At 59.8% G+C, this 22094-nt stretch carries 18 protein-coding genes; 12 read left to right on the top strand and 6 right to left on the bottom strand.

Annotated features, from left to right (window positions below; translation table 11 throughout):
- Positions 1 to 90 precede the first annotated feature (90 nt).
- From OQ248_RS24095 to OQ248_RS24140, 10 genes are all read left to right on the top strand, one after another.
- On the top strand, positions 91 to 582 hold the full coding sequence (locus tag OQ248_RS24095; protein ID WP_248742166.1) for an MbcA/ParS/Xre antitoxin family protein: 492 nt from the start codon (positions 91 to 93) through the stop codon (positions 580 to 582).
- Positions 579 to 1082, top strand: coding sequence for an RES family NAD+ phosphorylase (locus OQ248_RS24100; RefSeq protein WP_119428384.1), 504 nt, complete (start codon positions 579 to 581; stop codon positions 1080 to 1082). Before OQ248_RS24095 ends, OQ248_RS24100 begins: the two co-directional genes overlap by 4 nt.
- Before the next feature lie 116 nt (positions 1083 to 1198).
- Positions 1199 to 3853, top strand: coding sequence for a TonB-dependent receptor (locus tag OQ248_RS24105; protein ID WP_265814284.1), 2655 nt, complete (start codon positions 1199 to 1201; stop codon positions 3851 to 3853).
- A gap of 114 nt (positions 3854 to 3967) precedes the next feature.
- Positions 3968 to 5818: an extracellular solute-binding protein gene (locus OQ248_RS24110; protein WP_265814285.1), complete on the top strand. Its 1851-nt coding sequence runs from the start codon at positions 3968 to 3970 to the stop codon at positions 5816 to 5818.
- Positions 5805 to 6869 carry a microcin C ABC transporter permease YejB gene (gene yejB, locus OQ248_RS24115; protein ID WP_265814286.1) on the top strand — a complete coding sequence of 355 codons (1065 nt, stop codon included), beginning with the start codon at positions 5805 to 5807 and terminating at the stop codon, positions 6867 to 6869. The genes OQ248_RS24110 and yejB overlap by 14 nt, the downstream gene beginning before the upstream one ends.
- Complete coding sequence (locus OQ248_RS24120) at positions 6869 to 7891, top strand: ABC transporter permease (protein ID WP_265814287.1); 1023 nt, start codon at positions 6869 to 6871, stop codon at positions 7889 to 7891. Before yejB ends, OQ248_RS24120 begins: the two co-directional genes overlap by 1 nt.
- Position 7892: 1 nt before the next feature.
- The gene (locus OQ248_RS24125) at positions 7893 to 9527 is read left to right on the top strand and encodes an ABC transporter ATP-binding protein (RefSeq protein ID WP_265814288.1); all 1635 of its coding nucleotides are present in this window, start codon (positions 7893 to 7895) and stop codon (positions 9525 to 9527) included.
- A 35-nt stretch (positions 9528 to 9562) separates the two neighbouring features.
- Positions 9563 to 10090, top strand: coding sequence for a PAAR domain-containing protein (locus OQ248_RS24130; RefSeq protein WP_134826519.1), 528 nt, complete (start codon positions 9563 to 9565; stop codon positions 10088 to 10090).
- A gap of 12 nt (positions 10091 to 10102) precedes the next feature.
- Positions 10103 to 11155 carry a hypothetical protein gene (locus OQ248_RS24135; RefSeq protein WP_265814289.1) on the top strand — a complete coding sequence of 351 codons (1053 nt, stop codon included), beginning with the start codon at positions 10103 to 10105 and terminating at the stop codon, positions 11153 to 11155.
- The gene (locus tag OQ248_RS24140; protein ID WP_265814290.1) at positions 11152 to 11742 is read left to right on the top strand and encodes a hypothetical protein; all 591 of its coding nucleotides are present in this window, start codon (positions 11152 to 11154) and stop codon (positions 11740 to 11742) included. The genes OQ248_RS24135 and OQ248_RS24140 overlap by 4 nt, the downstream gene beginning before the upstream one ends.
- A 56-nt stretch (positions 11743 to 11798) precedes the next feature.
- Here the strand turns inward: OQ248_RS24140 and OQ248_RS24145 are convergent, their stop codons facing one another.
- Together OQ248_RS24145 and OQ248_RS24150 are read right to left on the bottom strand one after the other, a co-directional pair.
- Positions 11799 to 12116: an SCP2 sterol-binding domain-containing protein gene (locus OQ248_RS24145; RefSeq protein WP_114883460.1), complete on the bottom strand. Its 318-nt coding sequence runs from the start codon at positions 12114 to 12116 to the stop codon at positions 11799 to 11801.
- 48 nt (positions 12117 to 12164) lie between these two features.
- Positions 12165 to 12875, bottom strand: a complete 711-nt coding sequence (locus tag OQ248_RS24150; protein WP_265814291.1) for a histidine phosphatase family protein — start codon at positions 12873 to 12875, stop codon at positions 12165 to 12167.
- A gap of 205 nt (positions 12876 to 13080) precedes the next feature.
- On the opposite strand from OQ248_RS24150, the gene sohB reads away from it, so the two are divergent.
- Positions 13081 to 14103, top strand: a complete 1023-nt coding sequence (gene sohB / locus OQ248_RS24155; RefSeq protein ID WP_085710096.1) for a protease SohB — start codon at positions 13081 to 13083, stop codon at positions 14101 to 14103.
- A 61-nt stretch (positions 14104 to 14164) separates the two neighbouring features.
- Here the strand turns inward: sohB and OQ248_RS24160 are convergent, their stop codons facing one another.
- A complete protein-coding gene (locus tag OQ248_RS24160) occupies positions 14165 to 14659 on the bottom strand; it encodes a DUF934 domain-containing protein (protein ID WP_085730747.1) in 495 nt (164 codons plus the stop codon).
- A complete protein-coding gene (locus OQ248_RS24165; protein WP_265814293.1) occupies positions 14643 to 16301 on the bottom strand; it encodes a nitrite/sulfite reductase in 1659 nt (552 codons plus the stop codon). The genes OQ248_RS24160 and OQ248_RS24165 overlap by 17 nt, the downstream gene beginning before the upstream one ends.
- A 525-nt stretch (positions 16302 to 16826) precedes the next feature.
- On the opposite strand from OQ248_RS24165, the gene OQ248_RS24170 reads away from it, so the two are divergent.
- The gene (locus OQ248_RS24170) at positions 16827 to 17900 is read left to right on the top strand and encodes an ABC transporter substrate-binding protein (RefSeq protein WP_248740626.1); all 1074 of its coding nucleotides are present in this window, start codon (positions 16827 to 16829) and stop codon (positions 17898 to 17900) included.
- 6 nt (positions 17901 to 17906) lie between these two features.
- On the opposite strand, the gene OQ248_RS24175 is transcribed toward OQ248_RS24170, so the two are convergent.
- Together OQ248_RS24175 and metH are read right to left on the bottom strand one after the other, a co-directional pair.
- Entirely contained in the window at positions 17907 to 18125 is a 219-nt protein-coding gene (locus OQ248_RS24175; protein WP_065257810.1) for a DUF2970 domain-containing protein, read from the bottom strand.
- A 100-nt stretch (positions 18126 to 18225) separates the two neighbouring features.
- Entirely contained in the window at positions 18226 to 21936 is a 3711-nt protein-coding gene (gene metH, locus OQ248_RS24180; protein ID WP_265814294.1) for a methionine synthase, read from the bottom strand.
- Positions 21937 to 22094: the final 158 nt, after the last annotated feature.

Raw genomic sequence — 22094 nt, forward strand, 5'->3', positions numbered from 1 at the left:
GGATGGATCATGCGTACTGCACACCTCGAATACGAAACGCCTGCTTATTCCACCTGCCATCAATGGCGCGCTGATCGTGCCAGATGCCCCATGGAGGACGTCGCGTTGCCCAGTGCAAAGGTACCCCGGTTGACGGGTTTGAAGAAGGTCGCGGGCAAACCTGTCGAATTGCTCGTACATGGCCGGAACATCGGTGATGACGCCATGATGATCGTTCACCTTACGAATGAAGGCTTTGAGTTGAAAGACGTCGTCGACATGCTTTCAACCTCCGGGCTTTACCAGCAAGGCGACGTGGTCAAACTCATCACTGGCAAGTCGGTCAGAACGATCCGGCGACTGCTGAAAGAAGATGAACCGATACGGCTTGACCCACAGCAGAGCGTCATCGCCTACCAATATGCATTGGTGCTGGAGCTGGCCATTCGGGCCTTCGGGGGGCAACCACGGGCGGAGGACTGGATGCAGAAACCCTCTACCTATTTTCACGGCCATGTGCCGCTGGAATTGACCCTGCATCCATTGGGTTTTCAGATGGTGGAGCAGTATCTGGTGCAGCTGATCTACGGGGTTTACCCATGAACCCCTTGCCGTGGGACAAACATTGGTATGCATGGCGGCTTGATCGCGAGGTTTATGGAAGAACGTGGGATAGCGGGATGGGGTCAAAGATGAGAGGAGGTCGATGGAACATTCCCGGACGACGCGTCGTGTATGCATCCGTCGATCCGTCGTCGGCCATTCTCGAGGTGGCAGCCAACCATAGTTTCGATGCTCTGGACCGCGAGCCTTATGTTTTGACGTGTTTCGAAGTCATCAACAATGCGAAGGTAAAAATCGTGCAGCCCGAAGAGGTGCCGAACCCTTACTGGCTGAGCCCTGCACAGCCTTCACCCAATCAGCAATTGTTTGCCGACGCGTTGCTGGCCGAGCACCCGTTTGTACTGATTCCCTCGGCGGCAACCCGGCATTCGTGGAACCTGCTGGTGAGCTGCGATTTGGCGGAGGGGCAGTTCAGGATGGTCTCACAGGAGCGGTTCGGGCTTGATACCCGTTTGCTCAAGGAGATGGTTTTGAGTTAATGAGTTGGCTTATCGATTTGCATAACCTCATCACCCAACGGTCTAAACCGCGCCCTATAAATCCCTTCATGCCATCGCACATCCCTGCATAAACCAAAACGCAGGGATGGCTGTTCATGATTCGATTTTCACCCGTTAAATCCCCGTTGAGCGCGGCCTTGCTGCTGGCGATCAACACACTGCCGGCGATAGCTGCCGAAAGCAGTACTACAGAACCGACCACTCAACTGCAACGGGTCGAAGTCACCGGCACCGCGATCCGTCGGGTCGACGCCGAAACGGCGGTACCGGTCACCATCCTTCGGGTGGAAGAATTGCAGAAGCAAGGTGTGACGACCACAGAAGAGCTGGTCAACCGGATCTCTGCCAACCAGTCGTCCGTAGGTTCAGGGCGTTCGGTGGGTTCGAGCAGTGGCGGGGCGTCTTATGCCGACCTGCGCGGTATCGGCCCGAACAAGACCCTGGTGCTGCTCAACGGGCGCCGCTTGAGCAACAACGCGACCAACGCCATCAATGGCTCCGGTGTGGATCTCAACACCATTCCGTTCGCCGCCATCGACCGGGTGGAGGTGCTGCGTGATGGTGCCTCGGCGCTGTACGGCACCGATGCCATTGGCGGGGTAATCAACTTCATCACCAAGACCAGCCTCACCGAAGGTCAGATCAGCACCAACTACGACACGCCGACTCATTCCGGCGGCGGTGAAAGTCGTAATTTCAGTGGCAGTTGGGGATTCGGTGATTTGCAGGACGATCGCTTCAACGTCTTCGGTGTCGTGAGTTACGACAAACAGCAACGGCTGGCCGCTGAAGATCGTGGTTACACCTACAACTACCAGCCGGGGCGAGGGCTCGATTACACCTCCGGCACGGCATCACCGGCCAACTGGAGCCAGGGCAGCAACGCTACCAACCCGTTGGCCGGTTCCGGTTGCAATGCACCGGGGCTGCTGTCACGCAATGGCATCTGCCGCCAGAGCCTTTGGAATTACCTGGATCTGGTGCCGGAAACCGAGAAGACCTCGGCCTTCGCCAAAGCCACCGGCAAGCTGTCGGACGACCATAACGTCAGCCTCGAATACTTCTGGGCACGCAATGAAAACCGCACCCAGATCGGTCCCGGCACCCTGATGGGTAATCAGGTCAATCCCGGCACGGCGTTTTATCCGGGCAACGGCATCACCCCCGGGCCGAGCGGCTTTGCCCTTGATCCGACGCAACCGGTGGACGTGAACTGGCGTGAAACGGCGGTCGGCGCCCGCCGCCACGAAGACGACAACACCGGTCAGCGCCTGCTGCTGAGTTTCGACGGCACGCTGGTTGGGTGGGATTACAACCTTGGTGCTTCGTACAACCAGAACAAAGTGGTCAACACGATCCGCAGTGGTTACGTGAACGACCGCGCCGTCAGCCAGGGGATCGCCAATGGCGTGATCAACCCGTTCGGGCCGCAGACGGTTGCCGGTTCGGCATTGCTGGCCGCCAACGCGGTGGACGGTGATTACGCAACTGCCGTGGGCCGGGTGAAGGCGATTGACGGTCGTGTCAGCCGCGAGATCGGCGACTGGTTCGGTGCCGGTCCATCGGCATTGGCGCTGGGCGGCGAGTACCGCAAGGAAGACTTCCATCAGGATTTCGCCGCGTTTGCCGGTGATGTGCAGAGCCTCGGCGTGGACCCCAACGGCAGCGTGTCAGGGGATCGCAGCGTCTCGGCGCAATATGCCGAGGTCAATGTGCCGGTGCTCGACAGCCTGGAGTTGTCCGCTGCCCTGCGGCATGACAAGTACAGCGATTTCGGCAGCACGACCAACCCGAAATACTCGTTCCGTTTCCAGCCGTTCAAGGAGCTGGTGGTTCGCGGCGCTTACAGCGAAGGTTTCCGCGCACCGTCGCTGTATGAACTCTATAACCCGAATTTCACCACCTTCACCAACGCCAACTACAACGACCCGCGCCTGTGTGCCGGCGGCAATCCGAGCAACGGCGGGATCGCCAACCGCGACTGCGCCCAGCAGTTCAACCGGACCACGGGCGGCAACACGGACCTGAGCCCGGAAACCGCGCGCAACGTGACCGTCGGTTTCGTTTATCAGCCGTTCGATCGCCTGACCACCGTGCTGGATTTCTGGTGGATCAGCATCGCCAACCAGATCGCCGAGTTCCCCGAGTCGGCGGTGTTCGAGAACCCGGAACTGTATCCGGAACGCTTGATCCGCAAGCCTGACGGCTCCATCGATCACGTCGTCACCGGCCTGGCCAACCTCGGCAAGATCAAGACCAACGGCGTCGACGTGAGCTTCGACTATCGCCTGCCGAGCACGTCCTACGGTGATTTCGGCATCGGCCTGCAAGGCACCTATGTCAGCCGTTATGAGTATCAGCAGCAGCTCAAGGGCGATTTCATCGACAAACTCGGAGATTTTCGCGGGGGTGACTTCGCGTCGGCCGGCGCGGTGGCCCGCTGGCGTCACAGCCTGACCGGCAGCTGGAATTACGGCCCGTTCGGCGCGAGCCTGACCAACCGCTACACCAGCGGTTATCACGACTCGGACCGGGAGACCCACGACTACGTTGGCTCCTACAACGTCTGGGACGTGGCCGGCACTTACACCTGGCGCAAGACTCTGGCGGTGACGCTGGGGGTGAAAAACCTGTTCGATCGCGAGCCGCCATTCAGTAACCAGACCTACACCTTTCAGAGCGGCTACGACCCGAAATACGGCGACCCGTTCGGGCGCACGCTATTCACGCGGCTCAACTACAAGTTCTGAGAATGCCCAGACATGGCCGGTTTTAGTAACCCATCGTTCTAAAACCGGCCCTATAAAAAGTGCCCGCCTGTTGCACAACACAATCAGGCAGGCACGCGGTTAAAGGATCTGCCCATGTTTTCCAGACTCACTTTGCTGGGCGTATGTCTTCTGCTGAGCCCTGCGATATTTGCGCAGCCTCAGCATGCCCTCACGGTCTACGGCGAAGCGCCGAAGTACGCTGCGGATTTCCAACACCTGGCCTACGCCAATCCCGATGCGCCCAAGGGCGGCAGCCTGCGGCGTTCTTCGCTGGAAAGCGGTCCGTTCGATCACCTGATTCCCTACATCGATAAGGGCACCGGCGTCGCCGAACTCGACGGCTGGCTTTATGCGCCGCTGGCTTATCGCAGCAAGGACGAGCCTTACAGCGTCTACGGTCTGGTGGCGCAGCGGATGGAGCTGGATGCGGATCGGCGTTGGGTACGTTTCTATCTCAATCCGCAAGCGCGTTTTGAAGACGGTACGCCGATCACCGCCGAGGACGTGCGCTACACCTTTGAACTGCTCGTCACCAAGGGCAGCCTGAAATACCGGCAGCAGTTTCGCGATGTCGCCGAGGTCCAGGTCGAGTCGCCAACCCAGGTGCGCTTCGTGTTCAAGAACAACGACAGCCGTACCTTGCCGCTGGACCTGGCGGTACTGCCTGTTTTACCAGAGCACTGGTGGCGCACCCGGGACTTTGCCGAAGGCGCCGGTTTCGAGCTTCCGCCCGGCAGCGGTCCTTATCGGGTGAGCGCAGTGGATGCTGGTCGCAGTGTGAAATTTCAACGGGTCAAGAACTGGTGGGGCAAGGATTTGCCGGTCACCCGCGGGCTCTACAACTTCGATCAGTTGAGTGTGGAGTTCTTCGCCGACACCGACGTATCGCGACAAGTGCTCAAGGCCGGCGGCTTCGATTACAACCGCGAATTCTCCGCCACTAGTTACACCATCGGTTATGCCGGCGCGGCGCTGGAGCAGGGCAAATTGTTGCGTGAACACCTCGCACCCGGCGCGGCTCAAGGGGCTCAGGGTTTCGTGTTCAACCTGCAGAAGCCGATGTTTCAGGATCGCCGGGTGCGGCAGGCGATTGCCATGCTCTGGGATTTCGAATGGAGCAACCGGCAGATGATGCGCAGCATGTACCTGCGCCAGCGCAGTTACTTTTCCCATAGCGCACTGTCGGCCACTGAATTGCCGGACGCCGAAGAGCTGAAAATCCTCGAACCCTGGCGCGGCAAGATCCCCGATGAAGTGTTCAGCCAGGTGTTCGAAGCGCCCCGCACCGACGGCAGCGGCAACATCCGTGCGCAACAGTTGCAGGCGTTGAAACTGCTGGCGGCCGCCGGCTGGAAACCCCGGGGCGATCAACTGGTCAACGCTGCCGGCGAGCCGCTGCAATTCACTTTTCTCAACGGCCAGAAAGGCTTCGAGCGCCTGCTGCTGCCGTTCAAACGCAACCTGGCGCAGATCGGCATCGGCTTCGATATCCGTCAGGTCGACACCGCGCAATACACCAATCGCGTGCGCAGTCGCGACTACGACATGATCGTCGTCGGTTATCCGGTGAGTCAGGCGCCGGGTCGTGAAATGTTCAACTACTTCGGCTCCGACGGTGCCGATGATCCGGGCTCCAACAACTACATGGTGCTGCGTGATCCGGCGGTGGATGCGTTGCTCGAAGGCGTGGTGCAGGCCGACAGCCGTGAGAGTCTTTTACACCATGCCCGGGCGCTGGATCGGGTGCTGCAGTGGGGCTACTACTGGATTCCCAACTATTACCCGCCGGGTATTTCCACGGTGTGGTGGAACCGCTTCGGCCGGCCGGCGATTGCGCCGCTGTACGACGCAGGCCTGGATACCTGGTGGGAAATCAGCCCCACGGCGTTGACCGCCACACAGGTACAAAAACAGCAAAAGGAGTTCGCCCATGTGGGGTTATAGCCTGCGGCGTCTGCTGCTGATCGTGCCGACCCTGCTGGCGATCCTGCTGGTGAACTTCGTGATCGTGCAGGCCGCGCCCGGTGGACCGGTGGAGCAGGCCATCGCCCGATTGCAGGGGATCGGCGTCGGCGGAGCAGTGGGCGCAAGTCATGTCGAAACCATTGGCGGCGAGTCCCGTGCGACCCGTGGCCTGGACCCGAAACTGGTGGCCGATATCGAGCGCCAGTACGGCTTCGACAAACCCGCCAGCGAGCGCTTGTGGCTGATGCTCAAGAGCTACGCACAACTGGATTTCGGCAAGAGTTTCTTTCGTGGCGCGACGGTGACGGAATTGATCTGGCAGAAATTGCCGGTGACCTTGTCGCTGGGGTTGTGGGCGACGTTGATCACCTATCTGGTGTCGATCCCGCTGGGCATCCGCAAGGCCGTGCACAACGGTTCGGTATTCGATGTCTGGAGCAGCGCGGCGATCATCATCGGTTATGCGATGCCGGGGTTTCTGTTTGCGCTGCTGTTGATCGTGGTGTTTGCCGGCGGTACGGCGCTGGACTGGTTTCCGGTGCGGGGTCTGGTTTCGGATAACTTCGCCGAGCTGACGCCGTGGGGCAAAGTCGCGGACTACTTCTGGCATCTGGCGCTGCCGGTCTGCGCGTTGGTGATCGGCGGTTTCGCGACCCTGACGATCCTCACCAAGAACAGTTTTCTCAACGAGATCTCGCGGCTGTATGTGGTCACGGCTCGGGCCAAGGGGCTGAGCGAGCGGCAAGTGTTGTATGGGCATGTGTTTCGCAACGCGATGCTGCTGGTGGTCGCCGGGTTGCCCCAGGCACTGGTGACGGTGTTCTTCGGTGGCTCGCTGCTGATCGAGGTGATTTTTTCCCTCGATGGTCTCGGGCGCCTGAGCTACGAAGCGGCGGTGTCGCGGGATTACCCCGTGGTGTTCGGTTCGCTGTTCATCTTCACCCTGTTCGGGCTCTTGATAAAACTGCTGGGCGACCTGTGCTACACGCTGGTCGATCCGCGTATCGACTTTACGGCGAGGGCCGCCTGATGCTGACACTTTCTCCCATCGGGCAGCGCCGCTGGGCGCGGTTCAAGACTCACCGACGCGGCTGGTGGTCATTGTGGCTGTTTCTCGCACTCTTCGGATTGAGCCTTGGAGGTGAACTGGTCGCCAACGACAAACCGCTGTTGGTGACGTATCAGGGCGAATGGTATTTCCCGGCCTTCAAGCGTTATACCGAGCAGGATTTCGGCGGCGAGCTGCCGTTCCAGCCTGACTATCGCAGTGCCCAGGTGCGCGAGCTGATCGAGGGGCAGGGCGGCCGCATATGGTTTGCGCCAATCCCGTTCAGTTTCGACACGGTCAATTACGACCTCACGGAACCGGCACCGAGCCCGCCCTCCGGCGAGAACTGGCTGGGCACCGATGATCAGGCGCGGGATGTGCTGGCGCGGGTGATCTTCGGTACGCGGGTGTCGTTGCTGTTTGCCTTGGCATTGACCGCCACCAGTGCGCTGATCGGAATCGCCGCCGGTGCCTTGCAGGGTTATTACGGCGGTTGGGTCGATCTGGTCGGGCAGCGTTTATTGGAGGTCTGGTCGGGGCTGCCGGTGCTGTATCTGCTGATCATTCTGTCCGGATTCGTCGAGCCGAATTTCTGGTGGCTGCTGGGGATCATGGCGCTGTTTTCCTGGCTGAGCCTGGTGGACGTGGTGCGTGCCGAGTTCCTGCGCAGTCGAGGTCTGGAGTACGTGAAAGCCGCGCGGGCGCTGGGTGTCGGCGATGCGCAGGTGATCGTGCGGCACATCCTGCCCAACGCCATGAGCGCGACGCTGACGTACCTGCCGTTCATTCTTACCGGGGCGATTGCGACCTTGTCGGCACTGGACTTTCTCGGCTTCGGCATGCCGGCGGGCAGTGCTTCGCTGGGTGAGTTGATCGGTCAGGGCAAGACCAATCTGCAAGCGCCGTGGCTGGGCCTGACGGCGTTCTTTGCGCTGGCGCTGATTCTTTCATTGCTCGTCTTCATCGGCGAAGCCTGCCGTGATGCCTTCGACCCGAGGACTTGATATGCGTGAACATTTGATCGAAATACGCGACCTGCGGGTTGCCTTCAAAGGCCAGGAAGTGGTCCACGGCATCGACCTCGACATCCGTCCGGGTGAATGCCTGGCGCTGGTGGGCGAGTCCGGTTCCGGCAAGTCGGTGACGGCCCACAGCATCCTGCAACTGCTCGATCCGAACATCACGCAGATCGAAGGCAGCATCCGCTATGGGGGTGAAGAGTTGCTCGGCGTGCATGAGCGTTATCTGCGGCAATTGCGCGGCAACCGGATTGCGATGATCTTTCAGGAGCCGATGAGTTCGCTGAACCCGCTGCACAGCATCGAGCGGCAACTGGGTGAAAGCCTTGCGTTGCATAAAGGCCTGGCCGGGGCTGCGGCGCGGGAACGGATTCTGGAGTTGCTGGAGCTGGTGGGCATTCAACGCCCCCATGAACGCTTGAAGGCTTACCCCCATCAGCTTTCCGGTGGGCAACGGCAACGGGTGATGATCGCCATGGCGCTGGCTTGCGAACCGCAACTGCTGATCGCTGATGAGCCGACCACTGCCCTCGACGTTACCGTGCAACGCAAGATCCTGCTGTTACTCAAGGACCTGCAACAACGACTGGGCATGGCGCTGCTGATCATCAGTCATGACTTGAACCTTGTACGCACGATTGCCCAGCGTGTTGCGGTGATGCGCGCGGGCGAGATCGTCGAGCAAGCGACTTGCGAGCAGTTATTCCGGGCGCCGCAGCATCCCTACAGTATCGAGTTGCTCAATGCCGAACCCGGCGGCGTGGCGCTGCACAGGGTCAGTGCGGAGGATCTGCTGCAAGTGCGCGATCTCAATGTGCGCTTCCGGCTCGGTGGTGGCTGGTTGCGCCGCAAGTCCTGGCTGCACGCGGTCAATGGCATTGACCTGAGCCTGCAACGTGGACGGACCCTGGGAATCGTCGGTGAATCCGGTTCGGGAAAATCCACCCTCGGACAGGCGATCCTGCGCCTGATCGATGCCGAGGGCAGTATCCGTTTCGAGGGGGAAACGCTGGAACATCTGAGCGGCAAACAACTGCGACCATTGCGCAAACGCCTGCAAGTGGTGTTTCAGGACCCGTTCGGCAGTCTCAGTCCGCGCTTGTGCGTGGAGCAGATTATCGCCGAGGGTTTGCAGGTTCACAGTGACTTGAATGTGCAGGAACGCGAGCAGGCCGTGATCGATGTCTTGCGGGACGTGGGCCTCGACCCGGCGACACGTCATCGCTATCCCCACGAGTTTTCCGGCGGGCAGCGGCAACGCATCGCCATCGCCCGGGCGCTGGTGCTCAAGCCGGATCTGATCCTGCTGGACGAGCCCACTTCGGCACTGGATCGCACCGTACAGAAACAGATCGTCGCGCTGTTGCGCCGGTTACAGGAGGAACACGGTCTGACGTATCTGTTCATCAGCCATGACCTGGCGGTGGTGCGGGCACTGGCCCACGACCTGATTGTGATGAAGGACGGTGAGGTCGTCGAGCGTGGGGAAACGGCCGAATTGTTCCGTTCGGCGCAGCATCCCTATACACGGGAGTTGCTGGCCGCTTCGTTTGTGACAACGGTCACGAGGGTGCAGGCCGTGCCGGAGAGCAGCCTTTCATCAATTGAACATATCCGGTAAATTTCGCGTCCCCAGCCCTTACACGGAAGTAAACGATGGCAAAGCCTGCCGCGCGCCTGAGCGATCTCAATGCCTGTCCGGTCACTGGCCACGGTACCAACCCCAGCACCAGTGGCTCACCTGATGTGAACATCAACGGCATGCCCGTGTTGCGTGTCGGCGACACCACGGCGTGTGGTGATACGGTCACCGAAGGCATCGGCAACATCCTGATCAATGGCAAGCCCATCGCCTTTCTCGGCAGTGCCACCGCTCATGGCGGGATGATCATTACCGGTTCCGGCGATGTGTTCGTTGGCACTCAGGTCGGCTCCGCTCCTTTCACGCCAATCATTACCGTACCCAAGCACAGTGAACGATTCCAATTGGTGGACGAAGGGACCGGCGAAGCCATTCCCGACATGCTCTATTGCATTGAAACCGGCGATGGTCAGCGTCTGGTCGGCCACACCGACAATCACGGTAACGCGGCACGGGTATTCACAGCCGATCCGACATCGATTGTCGTGCAATGGGGCAAGGAAGCCGCCGCTCACCTGGATGCCCTGGGCATTGATTACTAAGGAAAGTTGAACGTGCCACCACCGAAGAAAAAGCAGGGACAGACCAGCGACCAGCACGGAACTACTCAGGTCACGGGAACGCTCAAATACGATTATGTGACGGTGGTAGGCTCCTATCACATCAGTCGCTGGACCGAGTTTCGCGGAAATTACGGCAACAAGATGAGCTTCATCAACCAGGGTGTCGGGCAGTTGAGAGACTATCTGGGCATTAAAAAGGGCGCTGCGGACAAAACCTTCTTTCTGTTGTTTACAGCCGAGTACGATCCCAAAATGCGCGCGACGCTCAAAGAGCTTGTCGTCAACAAATACAAAGCCGAATACTTGGAGATCGATTCCGCCGACGCACTGGTTGCCTTTATAAACAAGCGGGTCGAAGAAAAGCGCGAGATCAAACAGCTCGACATTTTTGCCCATGGCGTGGTGTTCAATATCGAGTTCGGTTATGAAATCGAAGGCAAGGACGCTACCTATCGCTTTGGGCCAGCCCAGGCCAGTCAGCTGAAGCCTGAGGCCTTTGCTCTGGGCGCCAACATCTTTTCTTATGCTTGCCGAACCGGATTGGGGGTGGATGAGACGGCGCTGGTCAGCGAAGGTCAGGAACATTACGAACTCAGCCTTGCGCAGAAACTTGCCGATGCTACGGGGGCAACCATTCATGCCTACCCACGCCGCAGTCTTTATGACCAGACGTATGGCAGTGAAAAAGATCGCGACGGCCTGGATGGAGCGCGCGAACGTGTGGCGTCGGATGCCAAAGCCAAATCGGCATTCAGGATCAGGCAGCGCGGTTATGAACGACGTCTTGCTGAATACAGATTGTCCAAAAAGGACGATACCCTGGCACTCCCGGGCGAGTCGGCCCCGGTCCAGCCGCCGGAGCAGGCGAGCGAAAACGATAAAAAGCTGTTGTTGCATGCGGACAGTCGAGCGAAGAACGAAAAGAACATGAAATTTCCGCTGGACGATTACGGCGCTGTCGGAAAGGTTCGTTCAGGCAGCACGCCTTTGGGGCCGCCGAAGCAGCAACTAAAGTTTAAAAAGGGGCAGTTGGCACAACCATGACTGTTAGTTTTCGCACGCGCGTTGGCGTGATAGCGGCTTTTTTGCTGGTTTTTAGTGCAATGGGTTTGTATCTGCACACAAGGGAAGATGCGATGAGCGAGAAAGTAATGATGTATTACGGCGACTGGAGCCCGGAAGAAAACCGTTTTGATGCAACAAAATGGTTTCGTAACGACCTGTACCGTCGTGATGTTGTCGAGGGTAAGGCAAGCACCGTAACCATGTTGCGTAACCGCCCATTGCCTTTCAAGTCGAGCGACAACGATGAAGTGGTAGCGGCTGCCATTGTGGCGCTCGAAGCGGCTGATCCGGCGGTCAATGGCGACTCGCTCGGCAATACCTGGCCGATGCTGGTTCCGCGAGTTCGTTATCGCTACAGCGCATTCGCAGCGCCGGATAAACCGAAGGATTATTACAATATTTACTTGAAGTATCAGGGGGAGCGGTATGTCATCACCTTCGCCCGTGATGGGCAAACAGGTGAAATCATCCCCGGGGGCAACGTCCAGTTGATGTACCCCGACAGTGAGACCCAAATCGCCGATCGTGAGGTCTTCAAGGAGCTGGACGCCGCTGGCATCCAATGACGCTGAAACGAAAAATCCCGCCATCAAGGCGGGATTTTTTTTGGCTTGCCTGCGACTTACGCCGGGAACAGCTCGGACAGTTTCATCGACAGCATCATGTCGCCTTCAACGCGCAGTTTGCCGCCCATGAAGGCCTGCATGCCGTCGGTTTCGCCGCTGACGATGCCTTTCAGGGTTTCGCTGTCCAGCACCAGTGTGCAGTTGGCGTCGGCGTTCTCGCCTTCCTGGATGTCGCAAGTGCCGTCTTTGACGATCAGAGCGTATTGCTTGTCTTCGTCAGTGATGTTGAAACCGAAGACCAGATCCAGGCCGGCAGCAGCGGCTGGGTTGAACTTGGCTTGCATTGCTTTTACGGCATCAGCTACGGAGGTCATGGTTCGATCCTTTTTGGTTGATTGCAGCAGGGTCACAGTAATCCGGACTCAGCGAAAAGTGATGAGTTCCGGGGCCTTCAGCAGTTGCAGGTGTGCATGACTGTTGAAGGAAGCCAGAGCCACCTCGCGACCGCGGAACTTCAGCTGGTTGAGCGAGGTGTTGACGATTTGCCAGTTCAGTTCAAAGGCCTGTCGGGCAGGCATTTGCGTGATCAGGTGGAGCAGGGCGGTGATGGTGCCACCGGAGGTGAACACCGCGATTTTCTGGGTGTTGTCGGCCTGATCGAGAATACGGTTCAGACCGGCCTGGACCCGTTCGACGAACCCCAGCCAGCTTTCCAGGCCGGGCGTGTCGTAGGTGCCGGCCAGCCAGCGTTCGATGATCAGGGCGAAGATGCGCTGGAACTCGCCACGGTTCTGTGCGGCGTTACGCAGGATGTCCAGTGCTTCGGGTTCTTCGGGCAGCATGGCCGGCAGCAGGGCGCGGATCACGGCGTCGGCGTCGAATTCGTTGAAGGCTGAATCGATTTCCAGAGCAGGAACCGGCAGACCGGCACCGGCGAACTGTTCCAGTGCGCTGTTGGCCGTGTGCTGCTGGCGGCGCAGATCACCTGACAGGCAACGGTCGAAGCTGACGCCGAGTTCGGCGAGGTGGCGGCCGAGGATCTCTGCCTGGCGCACACCCGTCGGCGACAGGACGTCATAGTCGTCTGCACCGAAGGAGGCCTGGCCATGTCGAATCAAGTAGATGCTGCCCACGTCCGCGTCATCCCGGTACGTTGAAGGTTGTGGCGAGGTTATGGGGATGATGGAGAGCTGTCAATGAAAAAACATACGCTTGTTTGAAATGCCCGTTACAGGGCTGTTTCCAGAGGTTTCACGGCTGGCCGACGAGGCGGTGCATGGGTATGCTGGAAGCATTCCGCGCCTGGCAAGCAATGGCGCATCGTTTGAAGGAGTCACTGTGGAGTTTTTGACTGAATACGCCAGTTTCCTGGCCAAAACCGTCACACTGGTCATCGCCATTCTGGTGGTGCTGGCCAGTTTCGCTGCATTGCGCAGCAAGGGCCGGCGTAAAGCCGCGGGTCAGCTGCAGGTCAGCAAGCTCAACGATTTCTATAAAGGCTTGCGTGAGCGCCTGGAGCAAAGCCTTCTCGACAAGGATCAGCTCAAGGCTCTGCGCAAGGGCGAAGCCAAATCTGAGAAAAAACAGAAAAAGCATCCCGAAAGCAAACCCCGGGTGTTCGTGCTGGATTTCGATGGCGACATCAAGGCGTCCGCTACCGAGAGCCTGCGTCATGAAATCACTGCCTTGCTGACCCTGGCCACACCGAAGGACGAAGTCGTCCTCCGTCTGGAAAGCGGTGGCGGCATGGTGCACAGCTACGGTCTGGCCTCGTCGCAACTGGCGCGTATCCGTGAGGCCGGCGTGCCGTTGACCGTGTGCATCGACAAGGTGGCGGCCAGCGGCGGCTACATGATGGCGTGCATCGGCGAGAAGATCATCAGCGCGCCATTCGCGATTCTCGGCTCCATCGGCGTAGTCGCGCAGTTGCCGAACGTCAACCGCCTGCTGAAAAAGCATGATATCGACTTCGAAGTGCTGACCGCCGGCGAATACAAACGTACCCTGACCGTGTTCGGCGAAAACACCGAGAAGGGCCGGGAGAAATTCCAGGAAGACCTGGACATCACCCATCAGTTGTTCAAGAACTTTGTCGCCCGTTATCGCCCGCAGTTGGCGATCGACGAAGTCGCCACCGGTGAAGTCTGGCTTGGCCTCGCGGCGCTGGAAAAACAACTGGTGGACGAACTCAAGACCAGTGACGAATACCTGGCGGACCGGGCGAAAAAATCCGAGGTCTATCACCTGCACTATGCCGAGCGCAAAAGCCTGCAGGAACGTATCGGCATGGCGGCCAGCGGTTCGGTGGACCGTCTGCTGTTGAGCTGGTGGAGCCGGTTGACCCAGCAACGTTTCTGGTAAAACGGGCATAAAAAAACGCCGGTCGAATGACCGGCGTTTTTTTTGAGTACGACTCGAGGATTTACCGGCGACGGAACAGCGGCAGCGGTTCGTCAGTGGCGGCCTGATAGGTCACCGAGAAGTCCTTGAGGCTTTCAAGGGCGTCGTACGGGTCTTTGTCCGCGCGCAGGGCGAAGGCATCGAAACCGCAGCGGCGCATGTAGAACAGCTGATCGCGCAGCACGTCGCCAATCGCCCGCAATTCACCTTTGAAACCGTAACGGTCACGCAGCAGGCGGGCGTTGGAGTAGTTGCGGCCATCGGTAAACGCCGGGAAGTTCAGGGCGATGACCTGGAACTGATCCACGTCGTCACCGATTTCCTCGGCTTCTTCGTCAGCGTCCAGCCACACACCCAGACCACCGTCGCGGGCCTTGAGCATGCGGGCGTGTTCACGCCACAGCTGCAACGGGACGATCAGGTCGTCGCAGTTGCTGATTTCGTCGATGTTGAAATCCTTGGGCAGCAGGTGCCAGGTTTCGTCGACGACCTCGTTGTTCTTAATGATTCGCTGCATAGACGCGTTCCTTGAAGAGGTCGATGCCAATACGCTGGTAGGTGTCGATGAAGCGCTCGTCTTCGGTGCGCTGTTCCACGTACACGTCGATCAGCTTGGAGATCACATCCGGCATGTCGTCCTGGGCGAACGACGGGCCGAGGATCTTGCCCAGGCTCGCATCACGGCTGGCGCTGCCGCCGAGGGAGACCTGGTAAAACTCTTCACCTTTCTTGTCCACACCGAGGATGCCGATGTGGCCGACGTGGTGGTGACCGCAGGCGTTCATGCAGCCCGAGATGTTCAGGTCCAGCTCACCGATGTCGAACAGGTAGTCCAGGTCGTCGAAACGGCGCTGGATCGATTCGGCGATCGGGATCGACTTGGCGTTGGCCAGAGAGCAGAAATCACCGCCAGGGCAGCAGATGATGTCGGTCAGCAGGCCGATGTTCGGCGTCGCGAAACCGCCTTCACGCAACTCGCCCCACAGGGTGAACAACTGGCTCTGCTCGACGTCGGCGAGGATGATGTTCTGTTCGTGGGACGTGCGCAGTTGACCGTAGCTGTAACGGTCCGCCAGATCGGCGACGGCGTCGAGCTGTTTGTCGGTGATGTCGCCCGGTGCAACACCGGTCGGCTTCAGGGACAGGGTGACGGCCACATAACCCGGCTTCTTGTGCGCCAGGGTGTTGCGGGTGCGCCAGCGGGCGAAGCCCGGGTGTTCCTTGTCGAGGGCGGCCAGTTCGGCGGTCTGGTTTTCCAGCGCCTTGTAGTCCGGGTCGACGAAGTGTTTGGCGACGCGATGCACTTCGGCTTCAGTCAGGGTGGTCTGGCCGCCGCGCAGGTGTTCCATCTCGGCATCGACTTTCTGGGCGAAGACTTCCGGAGTCAGCGCCTTGACGAGGATCTTGATCCGCGCCTTGTATTTGTTGTCACGACGGCCGTAGCGGTTGTAGACCCGCAGAATGGCGTCGAGGTAGCTCAACAGGTCCTGCCATGGCAGGAACTCGTTGATGAATGCACCAACAACCGGAGTACGACCCAGACCACCGCCAACCAGCACGCGGAAACCGAGTTCGCCAGCGGCGTTGTGCACCGGCTCGAGACCGATGTCGTGGACTTCGATGGCCGCACGGTCGGAGGTCGAACCGTTGACGGCGATCTTGAACTTGCGCGGCAGGTAGGCGAATTCCGGGTGGAACGTGGTCCATTGACGGACGATTTCGCACCACGGACGCGGGTCGATCAACTCGTCGGCCGCGACACCGGCGAACTGGTCGGTGGTGACGTTGCGCAGGCAGTTGCCGCTGGTCTGGATCGCGTGCATCTGCACGGTGGCCAGCTCGGCGAGGATGTCCGGGATGTCTTCGACCGCCGGCCAGTTGAACTGCACGTTCTGGCGAGTACTGATGTGGGCGTAGCCCTTGTCGTAGTCGCGGGCAATCTTGGCCATCATGCGCATCTGACGCGAGGTCAGCTGGCCGTAAGGCACCGCCACCCGCAACATCGGCGCGAAACGCTGGATGTACAGGCCATTTTGCAGGCGCAGGGGGCGGAATTCTTCTTCGCTCAGCTCACCTGCCAGATAGCGTCGGGTCTGATCACGGAACTGCTTGACGCGGTCCTCGATGATCCGCTGATCGTACTCGTCGTATACGTACATATAAGTCCTGTTCTCAGGCTTTGGGCTACTCGGAAAACGCTGCGTTTTCGCTTGCTGGAGTCCGATGGTGCCTCGGCAATTACGCGCGCACGGCCGCGCACTCCCTAATGGAGCCGGGGCAATATACCCGTTTGCAGTTATGCGCAAAAGTGATGTTTGAGTATATGTAAAGAACCAAATCGCCTAACGAGAACGGGTGTCAACTAACCCACATTTGTCGTGCGGACAATCATCGTCTTAACTGTGGTCGAGTCTTTCTGCAATCACCGATAAAACCGACAAGAGGCGATGCAATGAGCAATCCAACCAAGGCAAGGAAAAGCGATAGCAGTGTCGATGCGTGGGCCATTCTGTTCCTGATCATTCTGGTCGTGGGCACAGCGGTGTTCTGGGTCAGTCATCAGTAAAACGACCCCTCCGGGCCCGCTTCCGACGATTGTCGGACAAAAAGCGGGATCAGGCGCTAATGGCCGGCGATTGAATGGCTATAATGCGCGGCCATTTTCCCCCGGGCCCGGATGTTTCATGTTCAAGTTTCTCCACATCAGTCTGCTTGTGCTGGGCCTGGCCTTTGGAGCCGGCGCGCGGGCAGAGTCTGTGCTGTTTCTGAATCCGGGTGCCACCGACGAAGCTTTCTGGGTCAGCTACTCGCAATTCATGCAGGCTGCCGCGCGAGACCTGGGTGTCGATCTGCGCATCCTCTATTCCCAGCGCCAGCCCGAGATGACCCTGGCCCAGGCCCGGGTAGCCCTGCAGGGCCCTGATCGCCCCGATTATCTGATGTTCGCCAACGAGCAATACATCGCGCCGCAGATCCTGCGCATGGCCAACCAGAGCGGGGTGAAGCTGTTTATCGTCAATGCTGCCCTGACCCCCAATCAGCAAGCGCTGGTCGGGGACCGGGCCGACCGCATCGGCAGCCTCGTGCCCAATGACGAAGAGGGCGGTTACCTGTTGATGAAGGAGCTGATCCGCCTGCATCCACCGGTGGCCCCCGGCGCCAGCATTGAATTGCTGGCGTTCTCCGGCCTGAAGATCACGCCGTCGTCGCAGTTGCGCGAGCAAGGCATGCAGCGGGCGCTGGCCGAACATCCTGAAGTCCGTTTGCGGCAACTGGTCTACGGCGGCTGGACACAGCAGCGCGCTTACGAGCAGGCCCGGCAGTTGCTGGTTCGTTACCCCAAGGTGTCATTGGTGTGGGCGGCCAACGACGAAATGGCCTTCGGTGCGATGCGAGCGGTTTCCGAGATCGGGAAAGTGCCGGGCAAAGACGTGCTGTTCAGTGCGGTCAATACCTCGCCTGCGGCGTTGCAGGCCATGATCGACGGACGCTTGAGCGCATTGCTCGGCGGTCATTTCACCCTGGGAGGCTGGGCGCTGGTGGAAGTGCACGATCATGCGCAGGGCGTCGACCTGAACCGCTACGGTGGCCGCGACCGGCAGATTCCCTTGCTGCAATTGATCGACAAGGATCATGCCCGCCGAATGCTGGCCATGGGCACGTCGCCGGATTACGGCGTGCACTTTCACAAGATGTCGGCGAAGGGCCGCCCGGCCTCGTACCGCTATCCGTTCAACCTGCAGACGCTGATGCACTGAGGCTGTTCAGGCGCCCGCCAGATGCACCACCAGTTGCACGATGCCAAACAGCGTCAGGGCGAACACCGCTGTGAACGCAATGCCCAGGAAGATGAAATGGCTGGGCTTGCCATGGGTGAAGTCCCTTGCCCGGTTCTTGCCGCTCTGCACGCCGAACGCTGCCGCCATGACGCTGTGCAGCATCTGCCAGAAGGTCGGTGGCTTGTTGTCGACTGGATCGTCCATAAATCCCTCGTCTGCCGTGTGTGTCAGACAAGCATAGCCAACCCATGAAAAAAGACCGCAGCCTGCGGGGCAGGCTGCGGTCTTTTGTTCGGGCTCCGGGTTAGTTGTCGTAACCCAGGTTCGGCGCCAGCCAGCGTTCTGTCAGGCTCAGTTCCTGACCTTTGCGCGAGGTGTAGCTCTGCACCTGATCCTTGTCTATCTTGCCCACGGCGAAGTATTGCGCCTGCGGATGGGCGAAGTACCAGCCGCTGACCGCTGCCGCCGGGAACATCGCGTAGTGCTCGGTGAGGAACACGCCGCTGCGGCCGGCGCGCATTTCCTGCGCCTCGGGGTCGAGCAGGGCGAACAGGGTGGCCTTCTCGGTGTGATCAGGGCACGCCGGGTAACCCGGGGCAGGGCGAATACCGGAATACTGCTCTTTGATCAGCGCCTCGTTGTCGAGGGCTTCATCCTTGGCGTACCCCCAGTGCTCTTTACGCACTTGCTGGTGCAGCCACTCGGCGCAGGCTTCGGCCAGACGGTCGGCCAACGCCTTGACCATGATCGAGTTGTAGTCGTCGCCAGCGTCCTGATAGGCCTTGGCCACTTCTTCGGCGCCGATCCCGGCGGTGGTGATGAAACCACCGACGTAGTCGGTCACTTCGCTGTCCTTCGGCGCTACGAAGTCGGCCAGGGAGAAGTTCGGCTTGCCGTCGGTCTTGATGATCTGCTGGCGCAGGTGATGCAGGCGCGCCATTGGCTTGCCGTCATCGCCGTACAGCTCGATATCGTCGTCGTGCACCTGATTGGCCGGCCAGAAACCGAACACCGCACGGGCGCTGATCAGCTTCTCGTCGATCAATTTGGTCAGCATCTCGCGGGCGTCCTTGTACAGCGAGGTCGCCGCTTCACCGACCACTTCGTCTTCAAGGATGCGCGGGAACTTGCCGGCCAGGTCCCAGGAGATGAAGAACGGCGTCCAGTCGATGTATTCGGCCAGAACGTTGAGGTCGATGTTGTCCAGCACGCGGGTGCCGGTGAAGGTCGGTTTGACCGGAGTGTAGGAAGCCCAGTCGAACTGCGGTTTTTTCGCAATCGAGGCGGCGTAGCTCAGGCGTTCTGTGCGGGCGCTGCGATTGGACGTGCGCTCGCGGACGTCGATGTACTCTTCGCGGGTCTTCTCGACGAAACCGGCCTTGAGCTCCTTGGACAGCAACTGCGTCGCCACGCCCACGGCGCGGGAAGCGTCGGTGACGTAGACCACCGCGTCGTTGCTGTACTTCGGCTCGATCTTCACCGCCGTGTGTGCCTTGGAGGTGGTCGCGCCGCCGATCATCAGCGGCAAGTGGAAGTCCTGGCGCTGCATTTCGCGGGCCACGTGGACCATCTCGTCCAGCGACGGAGTGATCAGACCGGACAGGCCGATGATGTCGCATTTCTCTTCGCGGGCCACCTGCAGGATCTTCTCCGCCGGCACCATCACGCCGAGGTCGACGATGTCATAGCCGTTGCAACCCAGCACCACGCCGACGATGTTCTTGCCGATGTCGTGCACGTCGCCTTTAACGGTGGCCATCAGGATCTTGCCCTTGGCTTCCGGTTTGTCGCCTTTTTCCAGTTCGATGAACGGGATCAGGTGGGCCACGGCCTGTTTCATCACGCGGGCGGATTTCACCACCTGCGGCAGGAACATTTTGCCGGCGCCGAACAGGTCACCGACGATGTTCATGCCGGACATCAGCGGGCCTTCGATCACTTCGATCGGACGAGCGAAGGACTGACGGGACTCTTCGGTGTCCTCGACGATGTGGGTGGTGATGCCTTTGACCAGTGCGTGCTCCAGACGCTTGTTGACGTCCCAGCTGCGCCATTCTTCGGTCTCGGCTTCCTTGACGCTGCCGTCGCCCTTGTACTTGTCGGCGATGGCGAGGAGAGCGTCGGTGCCTTCCGGGGTGCGGTTGAGGATCACGTCTTCAACGGCGTCGCGCAGTTCCTGCGGGATCTGGTCGTAGATCTCCAGCTGACCGGCGTTGACGATACCCATGGTGAGGCCGGCGCGGATCGCGTACAGCAGGAACACCGAGTGGATCGCCTCACGCACCGGGTTGTTGCCGCGGAACGAGAACGACACGTTGGACACGCCGCCGGAGCTCAGGGCATACGGCAGTTCGTCGCGGATGTAGGCGCAGGCGTTGATGAAGTCCACAGCGTAGTTGTTGTGTTCTTCGATACCGGTGGCCACGGCGAAGATGTTCGGGTCGAAGATGATGTCTTCCGGCGGGAAGCCGACTTCGTTGACCAGAATGTCGTAAGAGCGTTTGCAGATCTCTTTCTTGCGCGCTTCGGTGTCGGCCTGGCCGGCCTCGTCGAACGCCATCACCACCACGGCAGCGCCGTAGCGTTTGCACAGTTTGGCGTGGTGGATGAACTGCTCGACGCCTTCTTTCATGCTGATCGAGTTGACGATGCCCTTGCCCTGAATGCACTTCAGGCCGGCTTCGATCACGTCCCATTTCGAGGAGTCGATCATGATCGGTACGCGGGAGATGTCCGGTTCACCGGCAATCAGATTGAGGAAGGTCACCATGGCCTTCTTCGAATCGAGCATCCCTTCGTCCATGTTGATGTCGATCACCTGGGCGCCGGCCTCGACCTGCTGCAGAGCGACTTCCAGGGCTTCGGTGTAGTTGTCTTCGCGGATCAGACGGGCGAATTTCGCGGAACCGGTGATGTTGGTCCGCTCGCCGACGTTGACGAACAGCGAGCTGCGATCAATGGTGAACGGCTCCAGACCCGACAGGCGGCAAGCCTTGGGAATGTCCGGAATCTGCCGTGGCGCGTAACCGGCGACGGCTTTGGCGATGGCTTCGATGTGGCCAGGGGTGGTACCGCAGCAGCCGCCGACGATGTTGAGGAAACCACTCTGGGCGAATTCTTCGATGACTTTGGCAGTGTCCACCGGCAGCTCGTCGTACTCGCCGAACTCGTTCGGCAGGCCGGCGTTCGGGTGCGCCGAGACGTGGGTGCTGGCCTTGTCCGACAGCTCTTCCAGGTACGGACGCAGTTCACGGGCACCGAGGGCGCAGTTCAGACCGACCGAAATCGGCTTGGCGTGGGCCACGGAGTTCCAGAACGCTTCGGTGGTCTGGCCCGACAGGGTACGGCCGGAGGCGTCGGTGATAGTGCCGGAAATCATGATCGGCAGTTCGATGTGCAGCTCTTCGAATACGCCTTGCACAGCGAAGATCGCTGCCTTGGCGTTGAGGGTGTCGAAGATGGTTTCGATCAGGATCAGGTCGGCGCCGCCCTCGATCAGGCCTTTGGTGGCCTCGGTGTAGTTTTCCACCAGTTCATCGAAGGTGACGTTGCGGTAGCCCGGGTTGTTGACGTCCGGCGACAGCGAGCAGGTACGGCTGGTCGGGCCGAGGACGCCGGCGACGAAACGCGGCTTGTCCGGGTTCTCGGCGGTCTTGGCGTCGGCCACCTTGCGCGCCAGTCGTGCGCCTTCTACGTTGAGTTCGTAGGCCAGCTCTTCCATGCCGTAGTCGGCCATGGAAATGCGGGTGGCGTTGAAGGTGTTGGTTTCCAGGATGTCGGCGCCGGCGTCCAGATAGGCTTTCTCGATGCCGCCGATCACGTCGGGACGGGTAATGACCAGCAGGTCGTTGTTGCCCTTGACGTCGCTCGGCCAGTCGGCGAAGCGCTTGCCGCGATAATCCTGCTCTTCGAGCTTGTAGCTCTGGATCATCGTGCCCATGCCGCCATCGAGTATCAGGATGCGCTCTTTGAGGGCTTGCTTGAGAGCTTGAAGGCGGACGCTGCGATCGGACATTGGGACTACTCGAAAAAGACCATGACGAAGGAGCGGGATCATAACAAACCTGTGCGGATTTAGAGCATGTGGCGCTTTTGCATGAATATCGCTCATGTTGGCACGGGCGTCATAACGGTAGAATCGCGGCGTTTTTATTCAGGATCAGGATCAGGGAT

The organism is Pseudomonas sp. COW5 (assembly GCF_026240005.1).
Taxonomy (GTDB): domain Bacteria; phylum Pseudomonadota; class Gammaproteobacteria; order Pseudomonadales; family Pseudomonadaceae; genus Aquipseudomonas; species Aquipseudomonas kribbensis.

Excerpts from the sequence above, each read along its gene's own strand:
- OQ248_RS24100 (WP_119428384.1), top strand. The coding sequence starts at position 579 with ATGAACCCCTTGCCGTGGGACAAACATTGGTATGCATGGCGGCTTGAT.
- OQ248_RS24145 (WP_114883460.1), bottom strand. The coding sequence starts at position 12,116 with ATGACCTCCGTAGCTGATGCCGTAAAAGCAATGCAAGCCAAGTTCAAC.
- OQ248_RS24175 (WP_065257810.1), bottom strand. The coding sequence starts at position 18,125 with ATGGACGATCCAGTCGACAACAAGCCACCGACCTTCTGGCAGATGCTG.
- OQ248_RS24160 (WP_085730747.1), bottom strand. The coding sequence starts at position 14,659 with ATGCAGCGAATCATTAAGAACAACGAGGTCGTCGACGAAACCTGGCAC.
- metH (WP_265814294.1), bottom strand. The coding sequence starts at position 21,936 with ATGTCCGATCGCAGCGTCCGCCTTCAAGCTCTCAAGCAAGCCCTCAAA.
- OQ248_RS24140 (WP_265814290.1), top strand. The coding sequence starts at position 11,152 with ATGACTGTTAGTTTTCGCACGCGCGTTGGCGTGATAGCGGCTTTTTTG.
- OQ248_RS24120 (WP_265814287.1), top strand. The coding sequence starts at position 6,869 with ATGCTGACACTTTCTCCCATCGGGCAGCGCCGCTGGGCGCGGTTCAAG.
- yejB (WP_265814286.1), top strand. The coding sequence starts at position 5,805 with ATGTGGGGTTATAGCCTGCGGCGTCTGCTGCTGATCGTGCCGACCCTG.
- OQ248_RS24095 (WP_248742166.1), top strand. The coding sequence starts at position 91 with ATGGAGGACGTCGCGTTGCCCAGTGCAAAGGTACCCCGGTTGACGGGT.
- OQ248_RS24125 (WP_265814288.1), top strand. The coding sequence starts at position 7,893 with ATGCGTGAACATTTGATCGAAATACGCGACCTGCGGGTTGCCTTCAAA.
- OQ248_RS24110 (WP_265814285.1), top strand. The coding sequence starts at position 3,968 with ATGTTTTCCAGACTCACTTTGCTGGGCGTATGTCTTCTGCTGAGCCCT.
- OQ248_RS24165 (WP_265814293.1), bottom strand. The coding sequence starts at position 16,301 with ATGTACGTATACGACGAGTACGATCAGCGGATCATCGAGGACCGCGTC.
- OQ248_RS24105 (WP_265814284.1), top strand. The coding sequence starts at position 1,199 with ATGATTCGATTTTCACCCGTTAAATCCCCGTTGAGCGCGGCCTTGCTG.
- OQ248_RS24170 (WP_248740626.1), top strand. The coding sequence starts at position 16,827 with ATGTTCAAGTTTCTCCACATCAGTCTGCTTGTGCTGGGCCTGGCCTTT.
- OQ248_RS24130 (WP_134826519.1), top strand. The coding sequence starts at position 9,563 with ATGGCAAAGCCTGCCGCGCGCCTGAGCGATCTCAATGCCTGTCCGGTC.